The organism is Limibacillus halophilus (assembly GCF_014191775.1).
GTDB lineage: Bacteria > Pseudomonadota > Alphaproteobacteria > Kiloniellales > CECT-8803 > Limibacillus > Limibacillus halophilus.
Genome location: NZ_JACHXA010000005.1, coordinates 156,750 through 177,412 on the forward strand (window position 1 = coordinate 156,750; position 20,663 = coordinate 177,412).

The 20,663-nt window shown below is 55.6% G+C and carries 15 protein-coding genes and 3 tRNA genes; 13 read left to right on the plus strand and 5 right to left on the minus strand.

The genetic code is table 11. The features are described 5' to 3' along the window. Positions 1 to 139: 139 nt before the first annotated feature. Positions 140 to 1,324, minus strand: coding sequence for a pyridoxal phosphate-dependent aminotransferase (locus tag FHR98_RS10515; RefSeq protein WP_183416648.1), 1,185 nt, complete (start codon positions 1,322 to 1,324; stop codon positions 140 to 142). Between the two features lie 285 nt (positions 1,325 to 1,609). Between FHR98_RS10515 and FHR98_RS10520 the strand changes: the two genes are divergently transcribed. Then, a tRNA-His gene (locus tag FHR98_RS10520) sits at positions 1,610 to 1,686 on the plus strand. Positions 1,687 to 1,738: 52 nt separating this feature from the next. On the opposite strand, the gene FHR98_RS10525 is transcribed toward FHR98_RS10520, so the two are convergent. From FHR98_RS10525 to FHR98_RS10535, 3 genes are read right to left on the minus strand one after another with little or no spacing between them, the layout of a single operon-like run. Beyond that, positions 1,739 to 3,589, minus strand: a complete 1,851-nt coding sequence (locus FHR98_RS10525; RefSeq protein ID WP_183416649.1) for an ATP-binding protein — start codon at positions 3,587 to 3,589, stop codon at positions 1,739 to 1,741. Beyond that, a complete protein-coding gene (locus tag FHR98_RS10530; protein ID WP_183416650.1) occupies positions 3,586 to 4,242 on the minus strand; it encodes a YfiR family protein in 657 nt (218 codons plus the stop codon). The genes FHR98_RS10525 and FHR98_RS10530 overlap by 4 nt, the downstream gene beginning before the upstream one ends. Positions 4,243 to 4,282: 40 nt before the next feature. Continuing rightward, on the minus strand, positions 4,283 to 5,110 hold the full coding sequence (locus tag FHR98_RS10535) for a response regulator transcription factor (protein ID WP_183416651.1): 828 nt from the start codon (positions 5,108 to 5,110) through the stop codon (positions 4,283 to 4,285). A 413-nt stretch (positions 5,111 to 5,523) separates the two neighbouring features. Between FHR98_RS10535 and FHR98_RS10540 the strand changes: the two genes are divergently transcribed. The 12 genes from FHR98_RS10540 (at position 5,524) to FHR98_RS10595 (ending at position 19,347) form a co-directional block, all read left to right on the plus strand. Continuing rightward, the gene (locus tag FHR98_RS10540) at positions 5,524 to 6,663 is read left to right on the plus strand and encodes an SPOR domain-containing protein (RefSeq protein WP_183416652.1); all 1,140 of its coding nucleotides are present in this window, start codon (positions 5,524 to 5,526) and stop codon (positions 6,661 to 6,663) included. A 75-nt stretch (positions 6,664 to 6,738) separates the two neighbouring features. After that, a complete protein-coding gene (locus FHR98_RS10545; RefSeq protein WP_183416653.1) occupies positions 6,739 to 7,515 on the plus strand; it encodes an HpcH/HpaI aldolase family protein in 777 nt (258 codons plus the stop codon). 13 nt (positions 7,516 to 7,528) lie between these two features. Then, positions 7,529 to 9,055, plus strand: a complete 1,527-nt coding sequence (locus FHR98_RS10550) for an NAD(P)H-hydrate dehydratase (protein WP_246377704.1) — start codon at positions 7,529 to 7,531, stop codon at positions 9,053 to 9,055. Positions 9,056 to 9,268: 213 nt separating this feature from the next. Then, positions 9,269 to 9,538, plus strand: a complete 270-nt coding sequence (locus FHR98_RS10555) for a hypothetical protein (RefSeq protein ID WP_183416654.1) — start codon at positions 9,269 to 9,271, stop codon at positions 9,536 to 9,538. A 170-nt stretch (positions 9,539 to 9,708) separates the two neighbouring features. After that, complete coding sequence (locus FHR98_RS10560; protein WP_437126637.1) at positions 9,709 to 12,174, plus strand: thiamine pyrophosphate-binding protein; 2,466 nt, start codon at positions 9,709 to 9,711, stop codon at positions 12,172 to 12,174. 102 nt (positions 12,175 to 12,276) lie between these two features. Further along, a tRNA-Leu gene (locus FHR98_RS10565) sits at positions 12,277 to 12,361 on the plus strand. A gap of 72 nt (positions 12,362 to 12,433) precedes the next feature. Then, positions 12,434 to 13,993 carry a trigger factor gene (tig, locus tag FHR98_RS10570; RefSeq protein ID WP_221205845.1) on the plus strand — a complete coding sequence of 520 codons (1,560 nt, stop codon included), beginning with the start codon at positions 12,434 to 12,436 and terminating at the stop codon, positions 13,991 to 13,993. A 111-nt stretch (positions 13,994 to 14,104) separates the two neighbouring features. Beyond that, positions 14,105 to 14,743, plus strand: a complete 639-nt coding sequence (gene clpP / locus FHR98_RS10575) for an ATP-dependent Clp endopeptidase proteolytic subunit ClpP (RefSeq protein WP_183416754.1) — start codon at positions 14,105 to 14,107, stop codon at positions 14,741 to 14,743. Positions 14,744 to 14,877: 134 nt separating this feature from the next. Continuing rightward, positions 14,878 to 16,143 (plus strand): ATP-dependent Clp protease ATP-binding subunit ClpX, encoded by a 1,266-nt coding sequence (gene clpX / locus FHR98_RS10580; RefSeq protein WP_183416655.1) that lies wholly within the window; start codon positions 14,878 to 14,880, stop codon positions 16,141 to 16,143. Positions 16,144 to 16,302: 159 nt separating this feature from the next. After that, on the plus strand, positions 16,303 to 18,708 hold the full coding sequence (gene lon, locus FHR98_RS10585) for an endopeptidase La (protein WP_183416656.1): 2,406 nt from the start codon (positions 16,303 to 16,305) through the stop codon (positions 18,706 to 18,708). Between the two features lie 170 nt (positions 18,709 to 18,878). After that, positions 18,879 to 19,151 (plus strand): HU family DNA-binding protein, encoded by a 273-nt coding sequence (locus tag FHR98_RS10590; protein ID WP_183416657.1) that lies wholly within the window; start codon positions 18,879 to 18,881, stop codon positions 19,149 to 19,151. A 120-nt stretch (positions 19,152 to 19,271) separates the two neighbouring features. Beyond that, positions 19,272 to 19,347: transfer RNA gene (locus FHR98_RS10595), tRNA-Val, on the plus strand. 59 nt (positions 19,348 to 19,406) lie between these two features. Here FHR98_RS10595 and FHR98_RS10600 read toward each other — a convergent pair. After that, positions 19,407 to 20,021, minus strand: a complete 615-nt coding sequence (locus FHR98_RS10600; RefSeq protein WP_183416658.1) for a DUF1326 domain-containing protein — start codon at positions 20,019 to 20,021, stop codon at positions 19,407 to 19,409. Positions 20,022 to 20,663: the final 642 nt, after the last annotated feature.

The window sequence follows — 20,663 nt, forward strand, 5'->3', positions numbered from 1 at the left end:
ATTAGTATAAATGGCAGAAATCCTCATCAACTTAGCCGTGGGTGGGCGCTCTCTATTGGCTCGCAGTTCTTTTCTGCACAAAAAATAGGCAGGGTGCCGTGGCGCTGTGCAGTATACAGCAGTCAAAGGGTTGCCCGTTCTATTCCTGGTGAGATTCAAGCCACTCCTGTATGCGCTGCAATGCTATTTCGATGTTCTCCATCGAGTTTGCATAAGATAGACGAACATAGCCTTCGCCGTGCGCGCCGAACGAGGTTCCGGCAATTGTTGCCACCCCAGCCTGATCAAGAAGGCCCAATTCGACCTGTTTGGCCGTTAATCCAGTATTTGCGATGTTTGGAAAAGCGTAAAAGGCTCCACCTGGTTCCACACATGAGACGCCGGGTATCTGGTTCAATCGCTCGACAAGGAAACGCCGACGGGCATCAAATGCCCGCTGCATGCCGTCGACGCTGTCTTGTGGCCCTTCTAGGGCCGCAATGCCCGCAAATTGTGCAGCCGCGTTGACACAGGAGTTGCTGTTGACCGCGAGTCTGGTAGCCCCTTCGACCAATTGTTTGGGCCAGACACCATATCCCATCCGCCATCCGGTCATTGCGTAAGTCTTACTCCAACCTTCCAGAAGAATCAGTCGGTCTTCCAACTCTGGATAGCTCAGAAGGCTGGTATGCTTGCGGCCATCATAAAGCAATCTGCTGTAAATCTCGTCGGACAGGATAGCGACCTTTGGAAACGCTTCGAGCCCGCGCACCAGATTATCGATCTCGGATTTCTCTGTGACCCCCCCGGTCGGATTGGCTGGTGAGTTGAGAATTATGAGCCGTGTTTTGACGGTAATAAGGCTGAGTAGCGTTTCGGCATCGAAACCAAAGCCATTCTTCTCAAGTAAGGGCAGGGGGACAGGTTTTGCACCGGTAAAACGGATCATGGACTCATAAATCGGAAAGCCGGGATTAGGATAGATGATCTCGGCACCGGGTTCCCCAAACATCAGAATCGCAAAAAACATGGTGACCTTACCGCCGGGTACCACCACGACCCGCGAAGGATCCACGTCTGCTGCGTACTGTTTATGCAGGTATGCGGAAACAGCCTCCCGAAGCGATGGAATTCCGTTGGCGGGCGTATAACCGTGCTGGCCGTCATGCAAGGCCTTGACCGCTGCTTCCACAATATGGTCGGGCGTAAGGAAGTCAGGCTGACCAATACCAAGGTTGATGATGGAACGGCCCTGGGCCTCTAACGCCTTGGCACGGGCTAGAACTTCGAAAGCAGTTTCTGTACCCAGTCGTGACATGGCATTGGCTTGTTGCAGCGTCGTCATTCTCTATTCGCCCATCTCCGGTTGGTGTTTCGTGAAGCTAGGCCGTAGGAGGATCGCTCGGCAAGGATTCTCATCGGCCCACAGCCTCTAATGTGCGTTTGCCCTATCGGGCCAGAACAGCCGAAAGGGCTAATTTTTGTAACGGAGGGAAAGTACTGGTTCCCGGGCCGCCGACTGAATGGCCAACGTCTCAGCAGGCTGAACGCAGGCCGCTAATCAAGGGGATACTTGACGGCAGCAGGGGGAGCCTTTAAGACGCGGCATTACTGAGATGTCTTCGCTGTGGTGGCTGTAGCTCAGTTGGTTAGAGCGCCTGGTTGTGGTCCAGGAGGTCGTGGGTTCAAATCCCATCAGCCACCCCACTATTTCTGATGAACCCCGACAGATACGACCCTTCGTCCCCAGCAAGAGGGATTAGGCAACAGCATAGTCGTTGTCGTGATTGTCGCTGCAGCTAAGGGGCAATTCGATTGTGACTTTCAGCCCCTTCTTTCCCTGCTCCAAGCGCATCTTGCCGCCCATTTCCTTAACGATATCGCTGCTGATCGCCAACCCCAGGCCTGTTCCTTTACCGGCGGGTTTTGTGGTGAAATAGCGCTCTGTCGCGCGCGTCATCAGGGGGCCGGGGATGCCGCCGCCGCTATCTTCCAATATGCAGCAGAGTCCAAAGTCATTTCTGACAAGCGATACGAGAATGTAGGAGTCGGATGAGCCGCCTGCCGCTGCCTTTCCACTCTCTATGGCATCAATGCTGTTGGTCAGGAGATTGAGCAAGACCTGTTCGAAAAGGATCGGATGGCCGCGCACCAACGGTGGGGCCTCTCCAGAAGAGTATTGCAGTGTGATCCCAGCCTGTTCCAACCTGTGCTGGATCAGCATGAGGGCTGCTTTCATACTCTCACGCGGATCGAAGGCAAAGCGCTGATCGTCAACCTTGCGGCCAAACACCCGCAAATGATCAATAATAGTCCGGATGCGCTCGCTGTTATTGGCGAGCCGGTTCATTTTATCACTCAGATAGCGCCTTATCTCCTGCTCCGTAAGAGTTCTATCCTCAAGGGCGCTGAGTGTGTTTTGTACGGCGAGATCGATAACCGCCAGCGGCTGTTTCAGCTCGTGCGCGATGCTGGTGGATATGTCGCCCAGAGTTGCGAGTTTTGACGTTTGGATGGCAATTTGCTCGGCGATTTTCTTCTCACTGATGTCTCGACCGACCAGCATGTATTCGCTGGGCCGGCCCTGGTTGTCAAAGAAGGCCCGGATTGTTGCCTGTATCCATCTCAGCTCCTGTTTCCCGCCATTGATGCGGCAGTTTATCTCCTGTGTTTCACTTGTCGGGCTTAGTTTGGAGAGCGCCGTTTCAATGATGTTGCAGTCTTCCGCCGGCACCAGATTTGTCGGGCGGGTTCCAATTAGATCCCCCAGGCGGATGCCGACGATGTCTTGGAAAGCCTTGTTGGCGAACTGCAAGCGAAAATTCTTATCAAGGCGGCAGATCGCTTCGCTTTGCGTTTCAACGATGCTGCGATAGCGGGCTTCGCTTTCTGCCAGCAGTCGACGCTGCTTATCGATCTCCGCAACGAGTTCGTTGAAACGACTGTAGAGGGGGGTCAATTCACGACCCGCATCAACATCGGCGAGAAGCGTGACATGGTCGCTTGAGGTGCCAATCGTTCTCAATCCTTCCACCAGCCTTTCAAAGGGCCTCATGATCTCGCGCATCAGGCGTCGGGAGATCAGCGTGGCGATCAAGATCGATACGACCAGGATGGGCAACATGAACTTGATCGTGTGAAGAAACCAAGAGGCAAAGCATTCGACTCTGATTATCAGACCGAGTCGTCCAACTACTTCTCCGGCAGCCTTTATTTCCCTGCTGATGTGAACTTGGTTGAACCTAACGGGTGTCTCTATCGACCGGGTCTCCGTCCCGTGAAACGTGTCGATATATGTCGGGTCACCGAAGATCGCGAAAATTGTTCCGTCATTACGAAATATATAAGCCGCCCGCACCGAAGGCTTCAACGCCAGCGATTGGATGACTTCCTCCGCAGCGAGTTCGTTTTCGAATACGATAGCCGCCGCCAGATTCTGGATCAGGATATCAGCGATGGCCGTGGCTTCGTCGATCGCGGTGACCCGGTTTCGATCATACTGAAACAAGCTGAACGTCAGATTAGCGACGAGGAGCGCCAGAACCGTTGTTGCAAGTGATGCCCTGAGCAAGCGCTGCAACAAGCTGTGCCCCATCCAAACACCCATCATGGCACGCTCCCATGACTGCGGCTCAGGCCAAGACGCATGAGGGCTTGGGCCAAATGGATGCCCGTTTGTTGGAGCGCCGCCGCGTTGATCTTGAAGAAGGCTGTGTTTTCATTGCGGATCAGTTCAAATGCGCCGCCATTTTGCGCAAAACCCTCGGCATCACTGACGAGCGCAATAGGTAGATCACGAATGGGGTCCAGAATGTATGGAAGGTCACCGCTGTCTTCTGCGGTCAGGTAAAGAACATGACATCCTTCCAGATGCTCATAGTTGTGAATCTGCCGCATGACGACCCGGCGCCCATTGATTCTTCGAATGGCGGAGCCCAATGCGCCGGGTTCGTTGGGAAGGATTATCACATTTGGTTTGCTGCAAATTTTTACAGGTGCGTACTGGTCCGTGAAGGCGCGGGACGGCCAAGCGGAAAAGCGCACCAAATTGATGATGGCCCAGCCCCTGACTTCTTCGGGGCTTCGCTTGTGTTGCCAATCATGGTGATCGCGGTGCCAGGCGGTGGCAGGGACGGGAAGCAGAAGGCAGAGCACCAAGAATATCCGCCACCACCGCCCTCGGCTTCCCAACGGCGCGACGGTGCGTGATGCCCCGGCCACCACGGTATCATGACGCCGAAGGGTTTCGGATAGGCTGGCCATTTCTTTGGGCTCTGCCTTACGCTTTCAATCTAGATTCAGCTTATGAAGTTTCTTTCACTTTGGTTTCAACGACTTCGGGTGTGAATAGATAACCTCTACTGCGAACCGTCTTGATCATTATTGGACCTTTATGACGGTCTTCCAGTTTCTTCCTGAGACGGGCGACGAGATTATCGATGCTGCGATCGAGCGGCGACCAGCGTCGGTTGTAAACATACTCCAACAAAAGGTCGCGGGAGAGGAGTTGCCCCGGTCTGATGAGAAACGCCTCGAGCAACATGTACTCAGCCGTCGTAAGATCAACGAATTCACCATCTGGGCGCATTAAGGTTCGGCTACGCCCATCGGCCTGCCAACCTAAAAAATCCCATACGCGATTGCTGGCGCGGATGCCACTTACCCTGGCGATCGCATGGCGGCGAATAACGGCTTTGATTCGTGCTTGCAACTCACGGAAATCAAAAGGTTTGCTAATGTAGTCGTCCGCCCCGATCTCAAGGCCGACAACTCGGTCCACCACGTCGTTGCGGCCGGTAATTATGATTATGGGTACATTGGACCGGGCGCGAACTTCGCGGGTTAGCGTGATGCCATCGTCACCCGGGATCATGAGATCGAGCAGGATCAGATCGAATGGGAGCTTGCCGCCGGAGTTCCGAAGAGTGCGCCCATCTGCGTAACTGGTTACAACGAATCCGTGCCGTTGAAGATATTCGGCAAGCTCGGCACGAAGATCGGACTCATCTTCTATAAGTAAGATACGATTTAGCAGCGTCCCGTTGGTTTCGTTGTTGAGTCCTTCATCGATGATGTGGTCTTTGCCGGGATTCTTTGTGTCCCGGTCTTGTGTCGTTTGGCTATTGTACACGCCAATACTCCTTTCACCCTGAGACGCCACAGTCAATTCCCGATGGAATAGATGCAGCAGTCCAGCCCCCTCCAAACGGCAAAGCACCGTCTGGGATCTAAAAAAACCTTGTTGGAGAGATGGCGCCAGAACGACTTGGTTCTTTTCTGGGTTCTATTCCGGCTTTCACGATAGTTGCCCCCTCAAGGTATTTTCTTTTTTACGTCTCTTGTGTCCGAGACAGCCCTTTTTACCAAGTTTTGTCAGATTACCAAATTCATATGTTTGTGAAAATTAAAAAAACTAATACGAGAATCTTAGGAAAATTCGATGCAAGGTAAGCTGATCCTTGGTTAACTGAGATATAGTTTTTCCGAGAGACTGGCACTTTGTTTGTCGGTTTGTGTGTTGGTGCCCGTGAGGAGGAATATTGAATGCATAAGACTGCGGCTTTTGGATTATTGCTCCTGGCCGCTGCCGTTTTGGTCTTACCAACGTCTACGGCTCTCGCGAATTACGAACAAGGGTTGCGCGCATTCAATGCGGCGGCCTACGCGCAGGCTGAAACCATATGGGAACCTTTGGCGGAAGACGGTGACGCGCGCGCGCAGTACGCGCTGGGCGTACTTTATGAAACGAAGGCCGGCGCTGACGAGGTGGTCCTTGAAAAAGCGATCCATTGGTACAGCCGCGCAGCCGCGCAGAATCACCCAGATGCTTTGACAAACTTGGGTGGGCTCTATGCGCAAGGGTCGGGTGTCGCGCGGGATACCACAAAGGCTTTCTCGCTTTGGTCACGGGCCGCGAACCTCGGCAATGCGCTCGCTGCCTACAACCTCGGTCTTGCTTACTATCGAGGGGAGGGGGTCCTGGCAGACATTGCCAAGTCGCGCGAATGGTTCAAGCAATCCGCCGAGTCCGGTTTGGCAGATGCGCAGTTTGCAATGGGGCAGGTTTATCTGTTGGGGGTCGGGGTCGATGCGGACAGTGTTGCGGCGCTTACCTGGTTCTCGCTGGCGGAGCGGCAGGGCCACGAGGCGGCTGCCGAGGAAGCCCGCAAATTGCGAGAGACCGGCGTTGGGCTGCAGGAAGAAATGGCTGCCTCAACGGAGATAGAAGAGAGGACCGATAGTGTTGCCGTTGTGGAAGCGGCTGCGCCCAAACCCAATGAAGAAATTCTACCCGACGACGCGCAATCGGCCATAGTTGAACCAAGTCAGACGGATGTCCCGGCGCCACAAGTGATAGAACAGCAAGCTTCTGTATCGGCACCTGTTGAACCGGCTGCAGAGAGCGGGGCGGACGACGACGCCTCCTTAGGATCGGACAAGGGAATTGTCGTTTGGTTGGGTACATTCGGCGACAGGGACGACGCGGAGGAGTTCCGCCGCAAGACACTGGCCCTGTACAAAGGTCTTTTTGCAGGACATCCAATCAGCATTGTGCCATTGGGAGGGAGCAGCGGCTACCGGGTGTTTGCGCAGGGTATGGTCGATGGGGCGGATGCCGAAGTTTTCTGCAGAACGCTTCGGGCCGGTATTGAAAATGCCTACTGTGCAGCGCTCGCGCTCTAAGGACAGTGCTTTGCAATACAAGATCGCCAAGCGTGCGATTCATGAACAACGGATAGGTAAAAGGAAGAATCCAGCATGGCCAATAACCTTAAATCTCGGATGCACAACGGCGAGCAGTTGCTCGGTTTCTGGCTTGAACTGTTCAGCCCGATGGCGGCCGAGGTCATGGCCGAAGCTGGGTACAATTGCGCGATGCTCGACATGGAGCACGGGCCGGGCGGCTTCCTGGATTGTATTTCTGTGATGCAGGCCATGAAGGGGACCGACTGCGTGCCGCTGGTCCGCGTGCCTTGGAATGATCACGTTGCGATCAAACGCTCTTTGGATGCTGGTGCGCGCGGTATCATGGTGCCTTCCGTAGATAGTGCCGAGCAGGCGCGTCAGGCAGTCGCGGCCTGCCGCTATGCGCCCGGGGGCAGACGGGGAAACGCTGCCTCCATTATTCGCGCTTCCGGATATGGCGTGAATGCGGCCGAGTACCTGAATACGATTCAAGACGAGCTGCTCGTCATTTGTCAGATAGAAACTCGTAAAGCTGTTGAAAGCGCCGCCGCAATTGCTGAGGTTGAAGGAGTGGACATGTTGTTTGTCGGTCCCTCTGACCTTTCCACGGAAATGGGGCTGATAGGGCAGGTCGACCACCCGCAGGTTCATGAAGCAATTGCGAAGGTGGAGGCTGCCGCAAAGTCTGCTGGAAAGCTAATTGGCCATATTCCGACGCCAAAGCGGCCGGTAAAACTGCTTGTGGAAAGCGGAGCCAGTTTGATTTTGACGGATGCCGACGTTGCGCTGCTGCGCAATGGCGCTAGGAACTCCATCGAAGCCTTTCGCAGCCTCACAGGAACCATATAGGGGACGGGGTCTCATGTCAGATCGGCCTTTAGGCAGGGTGAACGCCCCTGGCCCGGCCCTTCTGACGGGCGAGCAAATGGCTGTCGCCGATCGAATGACCATCGCAGCCGGCACCAAAGGTGAGGTCCTGATGGAGAACGCCGGCGCCGCGGTTGCAGCCCTCATCCAAGAGCGTTGGAATTCGATGACAACGCTGGTTCTTTGCGGGCCCGGAAACAATGGTGGCGATGGCTTCGTGGTTGCTCGGCGCCTGCAGGATGCGGGCTGGCCGGTCACGGTGATGAGCGCGTGTGACGTAAAGGCACTTCGAGGTGATGCTGCTATTCACGCTGAGCGCTGGCAAGGGGTAGTCGAGCCGCTTGCCCCCCAGGTTCCGGAAGGTGTCGGTTTGATCGTCGACGGGTTGTTCGGCGCTGGTCTTTCCAGACCGCTAGCTGGAGTAACAAAGGATGTAGTCGCGGCTGTAAACCGTTCCTCCGCTTCGGTCGTTGCGATCGATATCCCGAGCGGCGTGAGCGGTGATAGTGGCGAGGTGCTGGGCACTAGCGCAATCGAAGCAGACGTCACCGTGACATTCTTCCGTGCCAAGCCGGGTCATTACCTTTTGCCGGGACGGCAGTTGGTCGGTGACCTTGTTGTGTCCGACATCGGAATTGATGCTGCAATACTGTCGGGTATCGGCCCGGAGTGCTGGCTCAATGGGCCGGATGCGTGGATCTCCTGTTTCCCCTGGCGCAGACCCGACAGCCACAAGTATCACCATGGACACCTGGTTATCGGTGCTGGAGATACAATGACCGGAGCCGCCTGTCTGGCTGCTCGCGCGGCCCAGCGCGCCGGTGCCGGATTGGTCACGCTGGCAGGTGCGCGCAGCGTTTTTCCGATGCTTGCGCTCGCCGGGCCGAGCACGTTGCTGGCGTCGGTAGAGAACGCTGAGGATTGGGCAAATCTTCTGGCTGACCAGCGGATCAACTGCATTCTTTTAGGGCCAGGGCTGGGCGTCGGTGCGGACACACGCGAAAAGGTTCTTGCCTGCATGGCGCAAGATGGCACGCGAGGCATGGTTCTTGACGCCGACGCGCTCACGTCATTCCAAGACAAGGCTGATCTATTGTTTCAATCCATCCCGGGGAAGACCGTGATGACGCCACATGCCGGCGAGTTCGCGCGTTTGTTCCCTGATGCGTCCAAGGCGCCAAATGGCGGAAAGCTCAAGCGCGCACGCGATGCGGCGCAGCGTGCCGGCGCCGTTATCGTCTTGAAAGGCTATGACACCGTCGTGGCGGCTCCCGACGGCAGGGCGATAATCAACGCCAACGCGCCGCCGTGGTTGGCAACCGCGGGCAGTGGTGACGTGCTGGCGGGGTTCATAGCCGCCTTGATGGCTCAGGGCATGCCAGCTTTCGAGGCCGCAGCTGCTGCGGTTTGGCTGCATGGTGAAGCAGCCGGCTTGTTCGGTCCCGGACTGATCGCCGAAGATTTGCCCGATGTTCTTCCTGAAGTGTTGCAGCATTTGGCGCCGTATCACTCGGCTGTTTAACAATGTTTTAATTGAATCGCGGTTACCTTTTTCGCGGAGGGTTCTTTCCAGGAGCCGGAAACTAACGGATGTGAAAGGGGAAAAGCATTGCACGTCAACGCCTTCCCTAATATAAATCAAGGTGATCTGTCGGTAAGGCAGTCTGCGCCCGTTCGTAAAACAGAGCTTTGTAACAAAAGCCGTTGGGGCAGGATGTGGGGGCTAGGTGAGCGGATGATTTCCGATTCTCGCGTCATTGGGCTGTTTCGCAAGAGCCGCTTTGCTGCGGAGATTGTGCCGGGGGCCCGCTTTCGTCATATCAGTTCAAAAGTAATCGAAACCGCCGAGGTGTTGGCTATTACCGCCGATCCAATGGGAATTCCGCATGTGCGGTTCACGGTGGTTATTGAAAGTCGCTACCGGTCGCCTGTGGAAACCGGCCCTAGAATGCTTAACTTGCAGAGTTTCACAGAGCGATTCAGCGACCCAGTGCATTCGGCCTGAATGTAATCAGCACGGTTCTACAAACTGTTTTCCAGTCGATGGATTATTGTGGTCCTACCGCGTTGCGTCGCCCGGCGCTGCGGGGCAGACTGCTGCTCATTGGGCAGGTCTGCGCCTTAACCACTCTTATTGGATGGGCGGGCTGCCAGGCGAGTTGATGGAGGAGTCGCGTGGCTAAGAAGACGGCGGGCACTATTCTGACCCGTGACATTGGGAATGAAAGTCGGCTCCCGGGTGAAGATCAGTTGGCATGTCTTCGGGAGTTGGAAAAGAAGATTCTATGGCTTTCCGCCTGGACCATTCATAACGCCAACCATCTCCGTCCGAGCCGCGATGGCTTGAAGGTCGGCGGCCACCAGGCTTCCTGCGCATCCCTGGTAACGGTGATGACCGCGCTTTATTTTCACGTCCTACGGCCGCAAGACAGGATCGCAGTGAAGCCGCACGCCTCTCCGGTGTTTCATGCAATACAGTATCTGTTCGGCAACCAAACCCTGGAAAAGCTGCAGGATTTCCGCGCGATGGGCGGCGCTCAATCCTACCCGTCGCGCACGAAGGACATAGATGACGTCGATATCTCAACCGGGTCGGTGGGGTTGGGCGTCGCAATGACCTCTTTTGTCAGCTTGGTTCAAGACTACGTCCGGCTCAAAAACCTAATCGATGGTGACCGTCCCTGGGGGCGAGCCGTTGCACTGGTGGGCGATGCGGAACTGGACGAAGGCAACGTTTATGAGGCCTTGCTGGAAGGCTGGAAGCACGACCTTCGAAACACCTGGTGGGTGATCGACTACAACCGGCAGAGCCTGGATGCGGTGGTAACAGATCGCTTGTTCGGCCAAATCGACAAACTGTTCGATAACATGGGCTGGCGCGTGGAGACGCTCAAGTACGGGAAGAAATTGCAGGCCGCCTTTGAAAAGCTGGGCGGCGGAGCCTTGCGTAGTTGGATTGATGATTGCCCGAATTCACTTTATTCCGCACTGGTCTTTAAAGGCGGTGCTGCTTGGCGCAAGCAGCTCCAAGTAGATATTGGCTCTGCCAGTGGCGTGCGCGGTTTGCTTGATGACTATGACGACGCGGCGCTGCATGGATTGATGAGTAATCTTGCAGGGCACGACCTGGAAACGGTTCTAGAGGCTTTCACTGCGGCCCAAAGCGAAACGCCGACCTGCTTCATCACCTACACGATCAAGGGGTACAATCTACCTTTTGCCGGACATAAGGATAACCACGCGGGCCTCATGAACCCGGATCAGATGCAACTTTTCCAGGAAAGCATGGGCGTGCCGCCGGGCCAGGAATGGGATAAGTTCGCCGGATTGCAGCAACCCGCGGAAAAGCTCCAGGCTTATATCAAAGCGGTGCCCTTCAATGCGGAGGGAACGCGCCGCTACAAAGCCGATTATGTTCCTGTCCCAGAAGCGTTTCCGCGGCCTGTCGGTGAACGCATGTCGACTCAGGAAGGTTTCGGCAAAATTCTGGCCGACCTCGCCCGTGAGGACAGCCAACTCGCGAGCCGAATCATCACGACCTCTCCCGATGTTACCGTCTCGACGAATCTTGGAGGCTGGGTCAATAGACGCGGCATATTCGATCGCCGTGGACGCGAGGACGTGTTCAAGGAACAAAAGGTCGTGTCGGCCCAACGTTGGGCTTTGTCGCCTCAGGGGCAACACCTGGAGCTGGGAATTGCCGAGAACAATCTGTTTACATTGCTGGCGGCTCTCGGGCTGTCGCACTCGCTATTTGGCGCTCGCCTTCTGCCGATTGGAACCCTCTACGACCCCTTTATTTGCCGCGGTCTGGACGCCTTGAATTATGCCTGCTACCAGGATGCCCGTTTTATCGTCGTTGCGACGCCATCCGGTATTACGCTGGCTCCCGAAGGAGGCGCGCACCAGTCGGTCGGCACGCCGCTGATCGGCATGGCACAGGACGGTTTGGTGTCCTTCGAGCCTGCATTTGTTGATGAGCTTTCCGCCATTCTGCGCTGGGGATTTGATTATCTTCAGCGCGACGGCAGCCTGCGTAGTGACAGGGGAACGGAGCTACAGGAGAACGAAGGTGACTGGCAGCGAGATATCAACGGCGGCTCGCTGTATATGCGTCTGTCGACACGCCAGTTGGTGCAACCCGAACGCAGTCTAACGGCACGGGTGGAAAAGCAGATCATCGAAGGCGGTTATTGGCTGCGCGAACCTGAAAACGGTGCGGAACTGGCGATTATTTACAGTGGTGCGATCGCCCCAGAGGCGTTGGAGGCCTTTGATTCAATAGCCGATGAGGTGCCTGGGGCGGGTTTGCTCGCCGTGACCTCGGCAGACCGGCTCAATGCCGGCTGGCATGCTGCGGAAAAGGCCCGAAGGGCTGGGCATCGTAACGCCGTATCAGCGGTTGAACGACTCCTTGCACCGCTGGCGCCGGATGCTGGGCTTGTAACAGTGATTGACGGTCATCCGGCTACTCTGGAATGGCTTGGCGCTGTCCGCGGTCACAGTCTTCAGGCGTTGGGTGTCGAGCATTTTGGCCAATCTGGTGACCTACCCGATCTCTATCGCCAATATGGGTTGGATGCGGAAGCAATTGTCGATGCCGCAGCGGCTGTTTTGTTAGATCGTCTGCGCCGCAGGTGAGGGTCTTTCAAAAAAAAAGGCCGTCGGCGCAGTTGCCATGCAGGGTAACGATGTTGTAAACCGCGCTGCTCGCAGACATTTGTCGCGGGGCAGGCGTGTCATGCGGGCGTGGCGGAATTGGCAGACGCGCTGGATTTAGGTTCCAGTGGAGAAATCCGTGGGGGTTCAAGTCCCTCCGCCCGCACCACGAGGTGCGCTACGAACGAACAGGGAAAGCGGCGGCGGCCCGAGTGCAAGCGCTGTTTCCCGTAAAGAGAGTTTGGATTTCAAGGGCTTCGAGGCAAGAAAGGCCGGGTTCCCAATGCAGGTAAACGAGATCAATTCCGAAGGCTTGAAGCGCGAGTTCGCGGTTACTATCAGCGCCACCGATATCGACCAGAAAGTCGAGACTCGGCTGAAGGAAGTCGGCACCACGGTTCGTATTCCAGGGTTCCGGCCCGGCAAGGTGCCGATGAAGATGCTGCGCAGCCGTTACGGACAGGCAGTGATGGGCGAAGTTTTGGAGCGCGCAGTCAATGACGGCACGAACCAAGCGCTGAGTGAACGCGGCTTACGGCCAGCGGTTCAGCCCAAGATTGAGGTTACGAAGTTCGAGGAGGGCGAGGATCTCGAGTTCAAGATCGAGATCGAACTTCTGCCCGATGTTGAGCCTGTTGATTTCGCGACCATAGAGATTGAGCGTATCAAGCTGTCCGTGCCTGATGATGAAGTTCAGCAGGCGCTTGAGAACCTGGCCAGCCAGCAGAAAGCCACTAAGCCGCTCGCCAAGCCACGCGCAGCAAAGAAGGACGATGTTCTCGTCATTGATTTCCGCGGCTCGGTTGATGGTGAAGAACTGCCAGGCATGGCAGCGGAAGACCACAATCTCGAGTTGGGCTCCAACCGGTTTGTCGAGGGCTTCGAGGATCAACTGATCGGCGCAAAGGCCGGTGATGAAAAGACCGTCACCGTTACCTTCCCGAAAACTTATATGAACGACAAGCTGGCTGGCCGAGAAGCGGTTTTCCAGGTGACGGTGAAAGAGGTTCTGGAGACCGAGCCCCAGCCGATCGATGACACTTTTGCCGAAAAGCTCGGCGAGGAATCGCTGGACGCGCTGAAAGAACGTGTGCGTGAACAGATCGCCGGTGAGTACGAGGGCCTGACACGAGCGCGCATGAAAAGGGAGTTGCTGGACAAGCTTGCCGAAGCACACAGCTTCCAGGTTCCCGCGAGCATGGTCGAGAATGAATTCGAGGTTATCTGGCAGCAGGTGCAACAGGACCGCGAAAAGGGCGACATCGACCCCGAGGACAAGGACAAGTCCGAAGACGAGCTTAAGGCCGAGTACCGCACGATCGCGGAGCGTCGGGTACGTCTTGGGCTGCTGCTCTCCGAAGTCGGCCGGGCGCACAAGATCGAAGTGACGCAGGACGAGTTGAACCGTGCGTTGTTGCAGGAGGCACAACGTCATCCGGGCCATGAGCGGGAAGTCTTCGAGTTTTTCCAGAAAAACCCGCAGGCGATGGACAACCTCCGCGCACCGGTGTTCGAGGATAAGGTCATCGACTACATCGTAGAGTTGGCGAAGGTTTCCGAGCGCAACATGACAGCCGAGGAATTGCGTCAGGAGATGGTGGCGGAAAGCGAAGCTTCCGCGGCCGATGACAAAGCCTCGAAAGCGCCGGCGAAGAAAAAGGCGGCAGCCAAGAAGCCAGCGGCAAAAAAGGCGGCGGCAAAGAAAGCAGCGCCTAAGGCCGCCGATGCGAAAGCCGACGCGGCGGAGAAGGCTCCGGCTAAAAAGAAAGCGCCGGCCAAGAAGCCGACGAAAGGCGACTGATCTTGGGGTTTGGGAAGGGTGGGGGCTTTTGAAAAGCCGAACCGCTTCCCAGATCTTGAGTGTGGAGGTTCATGAAAACGAGGAGCAGCACAGGTGAGTAACGATATCCAGATGAATTACCTCATTCCCATGGTGGTCGAGCAGACCAACAGGGGCGAGCGCTCCTATGATATCTACTCGCGCTTGCTTAAAGAGCGGATCATCTTCCTGACCGGCCCCATCAATGATGCAGTGGCGAGTCTGGTGTGTGCGCAGCTCCTGTTTCTTGAGTCTGAAAGCCCCGAAAAGGATATCTCCTTTTACATCAATTCACCGGGAGGTGTCGTAACGGCCGGTTTGGCTATTTATGACACCATGCAATACATCCGGCCGAACGTCTCGACCCTGTGCATCGGTCAGGCCGCTTCTGCCGGATCGCTGTTGCTCTGCGCGGGTGCTAAGGGTAAGCGCTTTGCTTTGCCCAATGCGCGCGTGATGGTCCATCAGCCCTCGGGCGGGTTCCAGGGGCAAGCTACGGATATTGAGATTCATGCGCGTGAGATTCTCTCGATTCGTCGCCGATTGAACGAAATTTACGTCGAACATACCGGGCAGCCGATCGAGGCAATTGAGGAAGCTATGGAGCGTGATCGCTTTCTCAATCCGGAAGACGCCCAGAAGTTTGGTTTGATCGATAGCGTGGTGCAGCAACACAGCATTCCCGGTGCTGACAAGGATAAAGGAGAAGGCAAGGGCTCTGATGATCGTTGAGCCAATTTGCCGATCCGGACGATAGAGGTGTTACAGGTGCCTCCTTGCCCGGTCGAAGGTCGTGGGATTTTTCATTGTGCGGCTTCGATCGACTTGTCTAACATACTAGTGGACGAAAGTGCCGAGCGGAGATCATGACTAAAAGCAGCGGCAACGATTCGAAGAACACCCTTTACTGCTCTTTCTGCGGAAAGAGCCAGCACGAGGTGCGCAAACTTATTGCCGGGCCTACAGTGTTCATCTGCGACGAGTGCGTCGAACTCTGCATGGACATCATCCGGGAAGAAAGTAAGTCCGCGTTGCCGAAGGCAGGGGACGGCGTTCCCTCGCCGGGCGATATCTGCTCGGTTCTGGATGATTACGTCATTGGGCAGTTCCACGCCAAGCGGGTCCTTTCCGTCGCGGTGCATAATCACTACAAGCGCCTCGCTCATGGTCAGAAGCACAACGATGTGGAGCTGTCGAAATCCAACATTCTGCTGGTTGGACCGACCGGTTGCGGCAAGACGCTTCTGGCACAGACACTGGCGCGCATTCTGGACGTACCCTTCACTATGGCCGATGCGACCACGCTGACCGAAGCGGGTTATGTCGGTGAGGATGTCGAGAATATCATTCTGAAGCTGCTGCAGTCCGCCGACTACAATGTCGAGAAGGCGCAGCGCGGTATCGTATATATCGACGAGGTCGATAAGATCAGTCGTAAGTCCGATAATCCTTCGATAACGCGGGATGTCTCTGGTGAGGGCGTTCAGCAAGCATTGTTGAAGATTATGGAAGGCACCGTGGCTTCCGTGCCACCGCAGGGCGGACGTAAACATCCTCAACAGGAATTCCTCCAGGTCGATACGACAAACATCCTGTTTATCTGCGGCGGCGCCTTCGCTGGTTTGGAACGCCTGATCGCCGGCCGTAACAAGGGCTCGTCGATTGGGTTTGGGGCTGACGTGCGCGGCCCGGACCAGCGCACGACAGGTGAGATTCTCCGTGAGGTCGAGCCGGAAGATTTGTTGCGGTTTGGTCTGATCCCGGAGTTCGTCGGCCGTCTTCCGGTCGTGGCGACCTTGGAAGACTTGGATGAAGTCGCACTCATTGAGATTCTTACCAAACCGAAGAATGCGCTGGTAAAGCAGTACCAGCGGCTATTCGATATGGAGAGCGTCCGTCTCGATTTTACCGACGATGCGCTTCAGGCCATCGCGAAAAAAGCCATCGCCCGCAAAACTGGCGCCCGTGGGCTGCGTTCGATCATGGAGGGAATCCTACTTGATCCAATGTATGAACTGCCTGGACTTGAAGGCGTTGAGGAGATGGTAATCAATCGTGAGGTTGTTGAAGGACGCGCAAAGCCGCTGCAAATCTACACTGATCGCCGTGAAGACGTCGGTAGCAGCGCTTAATCGTCCGATTCCCGTTTCTTGGCACTTGAAGACGGGCTGTTTTCTGCCCAGTTCTGTTGTGACCACGCCGTTTGATCCAATGCGATGGACGGCGCGCCGTGAGGCTCCGCCCATAATGGGGAATGTCCAAGAACGGCAGGCGAAGTGAAAAGAGGAACCATGGCCGATACTTCAACTGTGACTCAATTTCCGGTGCTCCCGCTTCGGGATATCGTTGTTTTTCCACACATGATCGTTCCGCTTTTCGTGGGTCGCGACAAATCTGTGCGCGCTCTGGAAGACGTGATGAAAGATGATAAACAGATTCTCCTTGTGACGCAGCGCGACGCCGCGCAGGACGATCCGCAGACCGAAGACATCTACCGGATCGGAACCATCGGGACTGTTCTGCAACTGCTAAAGCTGCCCGACGGCACCGTGAAGGTGTTGGTCGAAGGCAGCCGCCGCGCCAAGATCACGGAGTTTGTGGAGAACGAAGCCTTTTTCTTGGCCAACGCCGAATCCTTGGAAGAGGAGAGGGGCGATGAGCGCGAGCTCGACGCGCTGGCCCGGACCGTGGTGACCGAGTTTGAGCAGTACATCAAGCTCAACAAGAAGATTCCGCCGGAGGTGCTTTCCTCCGTGAACCAGATCGAAGAGCCAAGCAAGCTCGCCGATACGGTCTCCTCGCATCTCAATCTTAAGATTGCGGAAAAGCAGGAGCTTCTGGAGCTCCCGCGAGTCGCCGACCGTCTGGAAAAAGTTTATGCCTTCATGGAGAACGAGATCGGCGTTCTTCAAGTTGAAAAGCGTATCCGCAACCGCGTCAAACGCCAGATGGAGAAAACCCAGCGCGAGTACTATCTGAATGAGCAGATGAAGGCGATTCAGAAGGAGCTTGGCGAGGGCGAAGACGGCAAGGATGAGCTCACTGAGCTCGAAGAAAAAATCAAGAAGACCCGTTTCTCCAAGGAAGCGAGGGAAAAGGCTGTGGCCGAGATGCGTAAGCTCCGGTCGATGAGCCCCATGTCAGCCGAAGCGACGGTGGTCCGGAATTACCTTGACTGGCTGGTGGCCTTGCCTTGGAAAAAGCGCACGAAAGTCCGGCATGATTTGAAGCTGGCGCAGGAAGTTCTTGATCGCGATCACTATGGCTTGGAAAAGGTCAAAGAACGCATCCTTGAGTATCTCGCCGTTCAGGGCCGGATGAAGAAGGTTCGCGGCGCCATTCTCTGCCTTGTGGGACCGCCTGGAGTGGGCAAGACCTCGTTGGGTAAGTCGATGGCGGAAGCCACGGGCCGCAAGTTTGTGCGAATCAGCCTGGGCGGCGTGCGCGACGAGGCTGAAATCAGAGGCCACCGTCGGACATACATCGGGTCGATGCCCGGCAAAATCGTCCAGAGCATGAAGAAGGCCGGAAGCTCCAATCCGCTTTTCCTCCTCGATGAGGTGGACAAATTGGGTGCCGATTGGCGGGGCGATCCTTCCTCTGCCTTGCTGGAGGTTCTTGATCCCGAACAGAACAACACATTCAGCGATCATTACCTGGAGGTGGATTACGACCTGTCAGACGTAATGTTTGTGACTACGGCCAACACCCTGCGGATGCCGCAGCCTTTGTTGGATCGGATGGAGATCATTCGCATCCCGGGCTACACCGAGGATGAGAAGGTTGAGATCGCCAAGCGTCATTTGATCTCGAAGCAGATGAAGGATCATGGGCTCAAGGGCGATGAGTGGTCTATTGGCGATGATGCACTTAGGTTGCTGATCCAGCGCTATACGCGTGAGGCCGGTGTGCGCAACCTGGAGCGCGAGATTGCCAATCTCACCCGCAAGGCCGTCAAGGAAATCGCCATGGATGGCGTGACCGAGGTGGTAATTACGGTGGAGAACCTGGACAAGTACGCAGGCATTCCTCGTTTCCGCCACAGTGAGGCGGAACTGGAAGACCTAGTCGGTGTTTCCACTGGACTGGCCTGGACGGAAGTAGGCGGCGAGATCCTGCAAATCGAAGCTGTGACCGTGCCCGGTAAAGGCAAGGTGATTTCGACCGGCAAGCTTGGCGATGTCATGAAGGAATCAATTCAGGCAGCGGAATCATACGTGAAAAGCCGCGCAATTGAATTTGGTATCAAACCGACTCTCTTCGAGCGCAAGGATATCCACGTACACGTGCCAGAGGGTGCGACACCTAAGGACGGACCGTCTGCCGGCGTCGCGATGATCACTGCAATCGTGTCGGCGTTGAGCGGAATCCCCATCCGACGCGAAGTGGGAATGACGGGTGAAATCACCCTGCGCGGGCGTGTGTTGCCGATCGGCGGCCTGAAAGAGAAGCTGCTGGCAGCCTTGCGTGCCGGGATGAAGACCGTCTTGATACCCAAGGAGAACGAAAAAGACCTTGCGGATATCCCGGAGAATGTTCGCTCCAAGCTTGATATCCGGCCAGTTGAAACCGTCGATGAGGTTCTAGAAGTCGCTTTGACGAAGAAGCCGACTCCAATTGAGTGGAACGAGGAAGAAGTCGAAAAGGCGGCTTTGGCCAAGAAGGAAGGCGACCATAAAGAGGTTGTAACGCACTGATATGCCGAGTCGCGGGAGAAATCTTCGGAAATCCGCAGATTTCTCCCGCTTTCCACAGGCTGACGCGTTGACGTTCCGGTTTTTGAAGGCTTACACTCTTTTTGTCTCGTAGCGTTTTTCGCTCCGTGAATTCCGTTATTCCCACAGGCATTGGATGGGGGGTTTTCGACGTGAACAAAAACGATCTTGTCAGCGCGGTCGCTAGCAGCACTGGTCTTTCTAAGGCTGATAGTGCAAAGGCCGTCGACGCTGTATTTGATTCGATCACTGACGCATTGAAGTCCGGGGGCGATGTTCGCCTCGTTGGTTTCGGTAATTTCGCCGTTACCAAACGGGCAGCTTCCGAAGGGCGGAATCCCCGCACGGGTGAGAAGATAAAGATTCCGGCCTCCAATCAGCCGAAGTTCAAGGCTGGTAAGGCCCTCAAGGACGCTGTTAACTAAGCGTACTTGGTATGGATCGATGGGACGGCCGCTTACCGCAATGCGGGGCGGCCGTTTTCATTGCCGTGGCGCTTATTTCGCGGTAAGAACCTGTCCGCAGAATCACATTAGCGAGTTAGTGGGCGGTTAGCTCAGTTGGTAGAGCATCTCGTTTACACCGAGAGGGTCGGCAGTTCGAGCCTGTCACCGCCCACCATTATTCTTTGAATTCTTCAGATTAGCTCGGCCTCCTGATTGGACAATCGTTTTGGCGGTTCAAGCGCTCCAGGAAAAGGGGGCGAAATGTCCGTTTCGAGTGCCGCTAGAATCTTCCCAATCGATCCCAAAAGCGTGGAACTTGCTGCTTGTTGCCCGAGCGAGGGCAAGCTTGGAGGACACCGGGTGGAAAGCGTTCTCCAAATACAATGGCTCGCCTTCCTTGACGGCGCTTGCCAGGCCTTCCAACGTTTGTTCGACCAATTCACCAGCTTTGACGGCATAGCTCATTCCGGCTTTCTCGAAGCGGATTGAGCGCTGTTCGATACCCACAACCGCTCCAACAAGCGGCGCCAGCGCCGCCATTGGTCCGCCTTCCGCCCCCGTGGCAATAGCGCTGATAGCGGCGAGTTGATCCTCGTTTGCCTTGTCGTCGACTATCAGTCCGACTTTGAGATTGCCCTCGATCATGGGGCCAGGCGAATGCAGCAGTACGATGAAGGCCAGGCCGTCCAGGGAGACTCCACCTTTCTTCCCCTTATCGATTTGCATAGCGATGGCCGCCTTGCAATCGCCCTCCGTTGGCTTCGCAGTAAGGTTGGAACTGATGCAGGGACAGAGGAACGCGCAGTTGCACGTCTCCATGTACTGCCCTTCGATGTGCCAAGCGCTCATCACGACCTCTCCCTCTAGTGAAAGAAGGAATGGTATTGCAAAGAGACCGATACTGGAACAGGTATCGTGATCGGCGGAAGTCCGCGCACAGTCTTTCCGATATTTTCCGGATAAGCGCTAGGATCGAGCGTGGCCCATCTTTGGGTGAATGGAGAAGAAGGCCACGCTCGGCGCCGGAAGATCGATCTGCGAGGAATGATCTAGCGCAACTGTAATTTGGGAAATATTGTAACGAACGTCAAAAAATAAATTTTCACGTTCCCGTGTCCGACAACCTGGAGGCAAGAGGAGAGAAAATTCTGGACCTCAAGGTGGAAATTTCCTGAAAAACATCATAGTTACGGCTCGTTTTTAATAAATTTTTATATTCTTTTTATCGCCAAATCGGGGCCGTCTCGTGGATAACTAAAAAAAATAAAACACAGTGAGATTTGAGATGATGAGCGACAGCCCGTTTCTACCCGGTTTCCTTTTTACCGTCGGCATAATAGGCCTTGCGGCCTATTTCTTTTTCGATGATCTTGCCGACGCTGTAACACGCCTGCTCTGAGCAGTAGGATTCGGGCGAGATCACCGGCAATCGTCCTTCGCTAAGGTAGGTGATAGAGATTTTACCGCGGCTGATATTCAGCCGCCTTTTCG

Excerpts from the sequence above, each read along its gene's own strand:
- FHR98_RS10515 (WP_183416648.1), bottom strand. The coding sequence starts at position 1,324 with ATGACGACGCTGCAACAAGCCAATGCCATGTCACGACTGGGTACAGAA.
- clpX (WP_183416655.1), top strand. The coding sequence starts at position 14,878 with ATGACTAAAAGCAGCGGCAACGATTCGAAGAACACCCTTTACTGCTCT.
- FHR98_RS10550 (WP_246377704.1), top strand. The coding sequence starts at position 7,529 with ATGTCAGATCGGCCTTTAGGCAGGGTGAACGCCCCTGGCCCGGCCCTT.
- FHR98_RS10530 (WP_183416650.1), bottom strand. The coding sequence starts at position 4,242 with ATGGCCAGCCTATCCGAAACCCTTCGGCGTCATGATACCGTGGTGGCC.
- FHR98_RS10540 (WP_183416652.1), top strand. The coding sequence starts at position 5,524 with ATGCATAAGACTGCGGCTTTTGGATTATTGCTCCTGGCCGCTGCCGTT.
- lon (WP_183416656.1), top strand. The coding sequence starts at position 16,303 with ATGGCCGATACTTCAACTGTGACTCAATTTCCGGTGCTCCCGCTTCGG.
- FHR98_RS10555 (WP_183416654.1), top strand. The coding sequence starts at position 9,269 with ATGATTTCCGATTCTCGCGTCATTGGGCTGTTTCGCAAGAGCCGCTTT.
- clpP (WP_183416754.1), top strand. The coding sequence starts at position 14,105 with ATGAATTACCTCATTCCCATGGTGGTCGAGCAGACCAACAGGGGCGAG.
- FHR98_RS10525 (WP_183416649.1), bottom strand. The coding sequence starts at position 3,589 with ATGATGGGTGTTTGGATGGGGCACAGCTTGTTGCAGCGCTTGCTCAGG.
- FHR98_RS10545 (WP_183416653.1), top strand. The coding sequence starts at position 6,739 with ATGGCCAATAACCTTAAATCTCGGATGCACAACGGCGAGCAGTTGCTC.
- FHR98_RS10600 (WP_183416658.1), bottom strand. The coding sequence starts at position 20,021 with ATGAGCGCTTGGCACATCGAAGGGCAGTACATGGAGACGTGCAACTGC.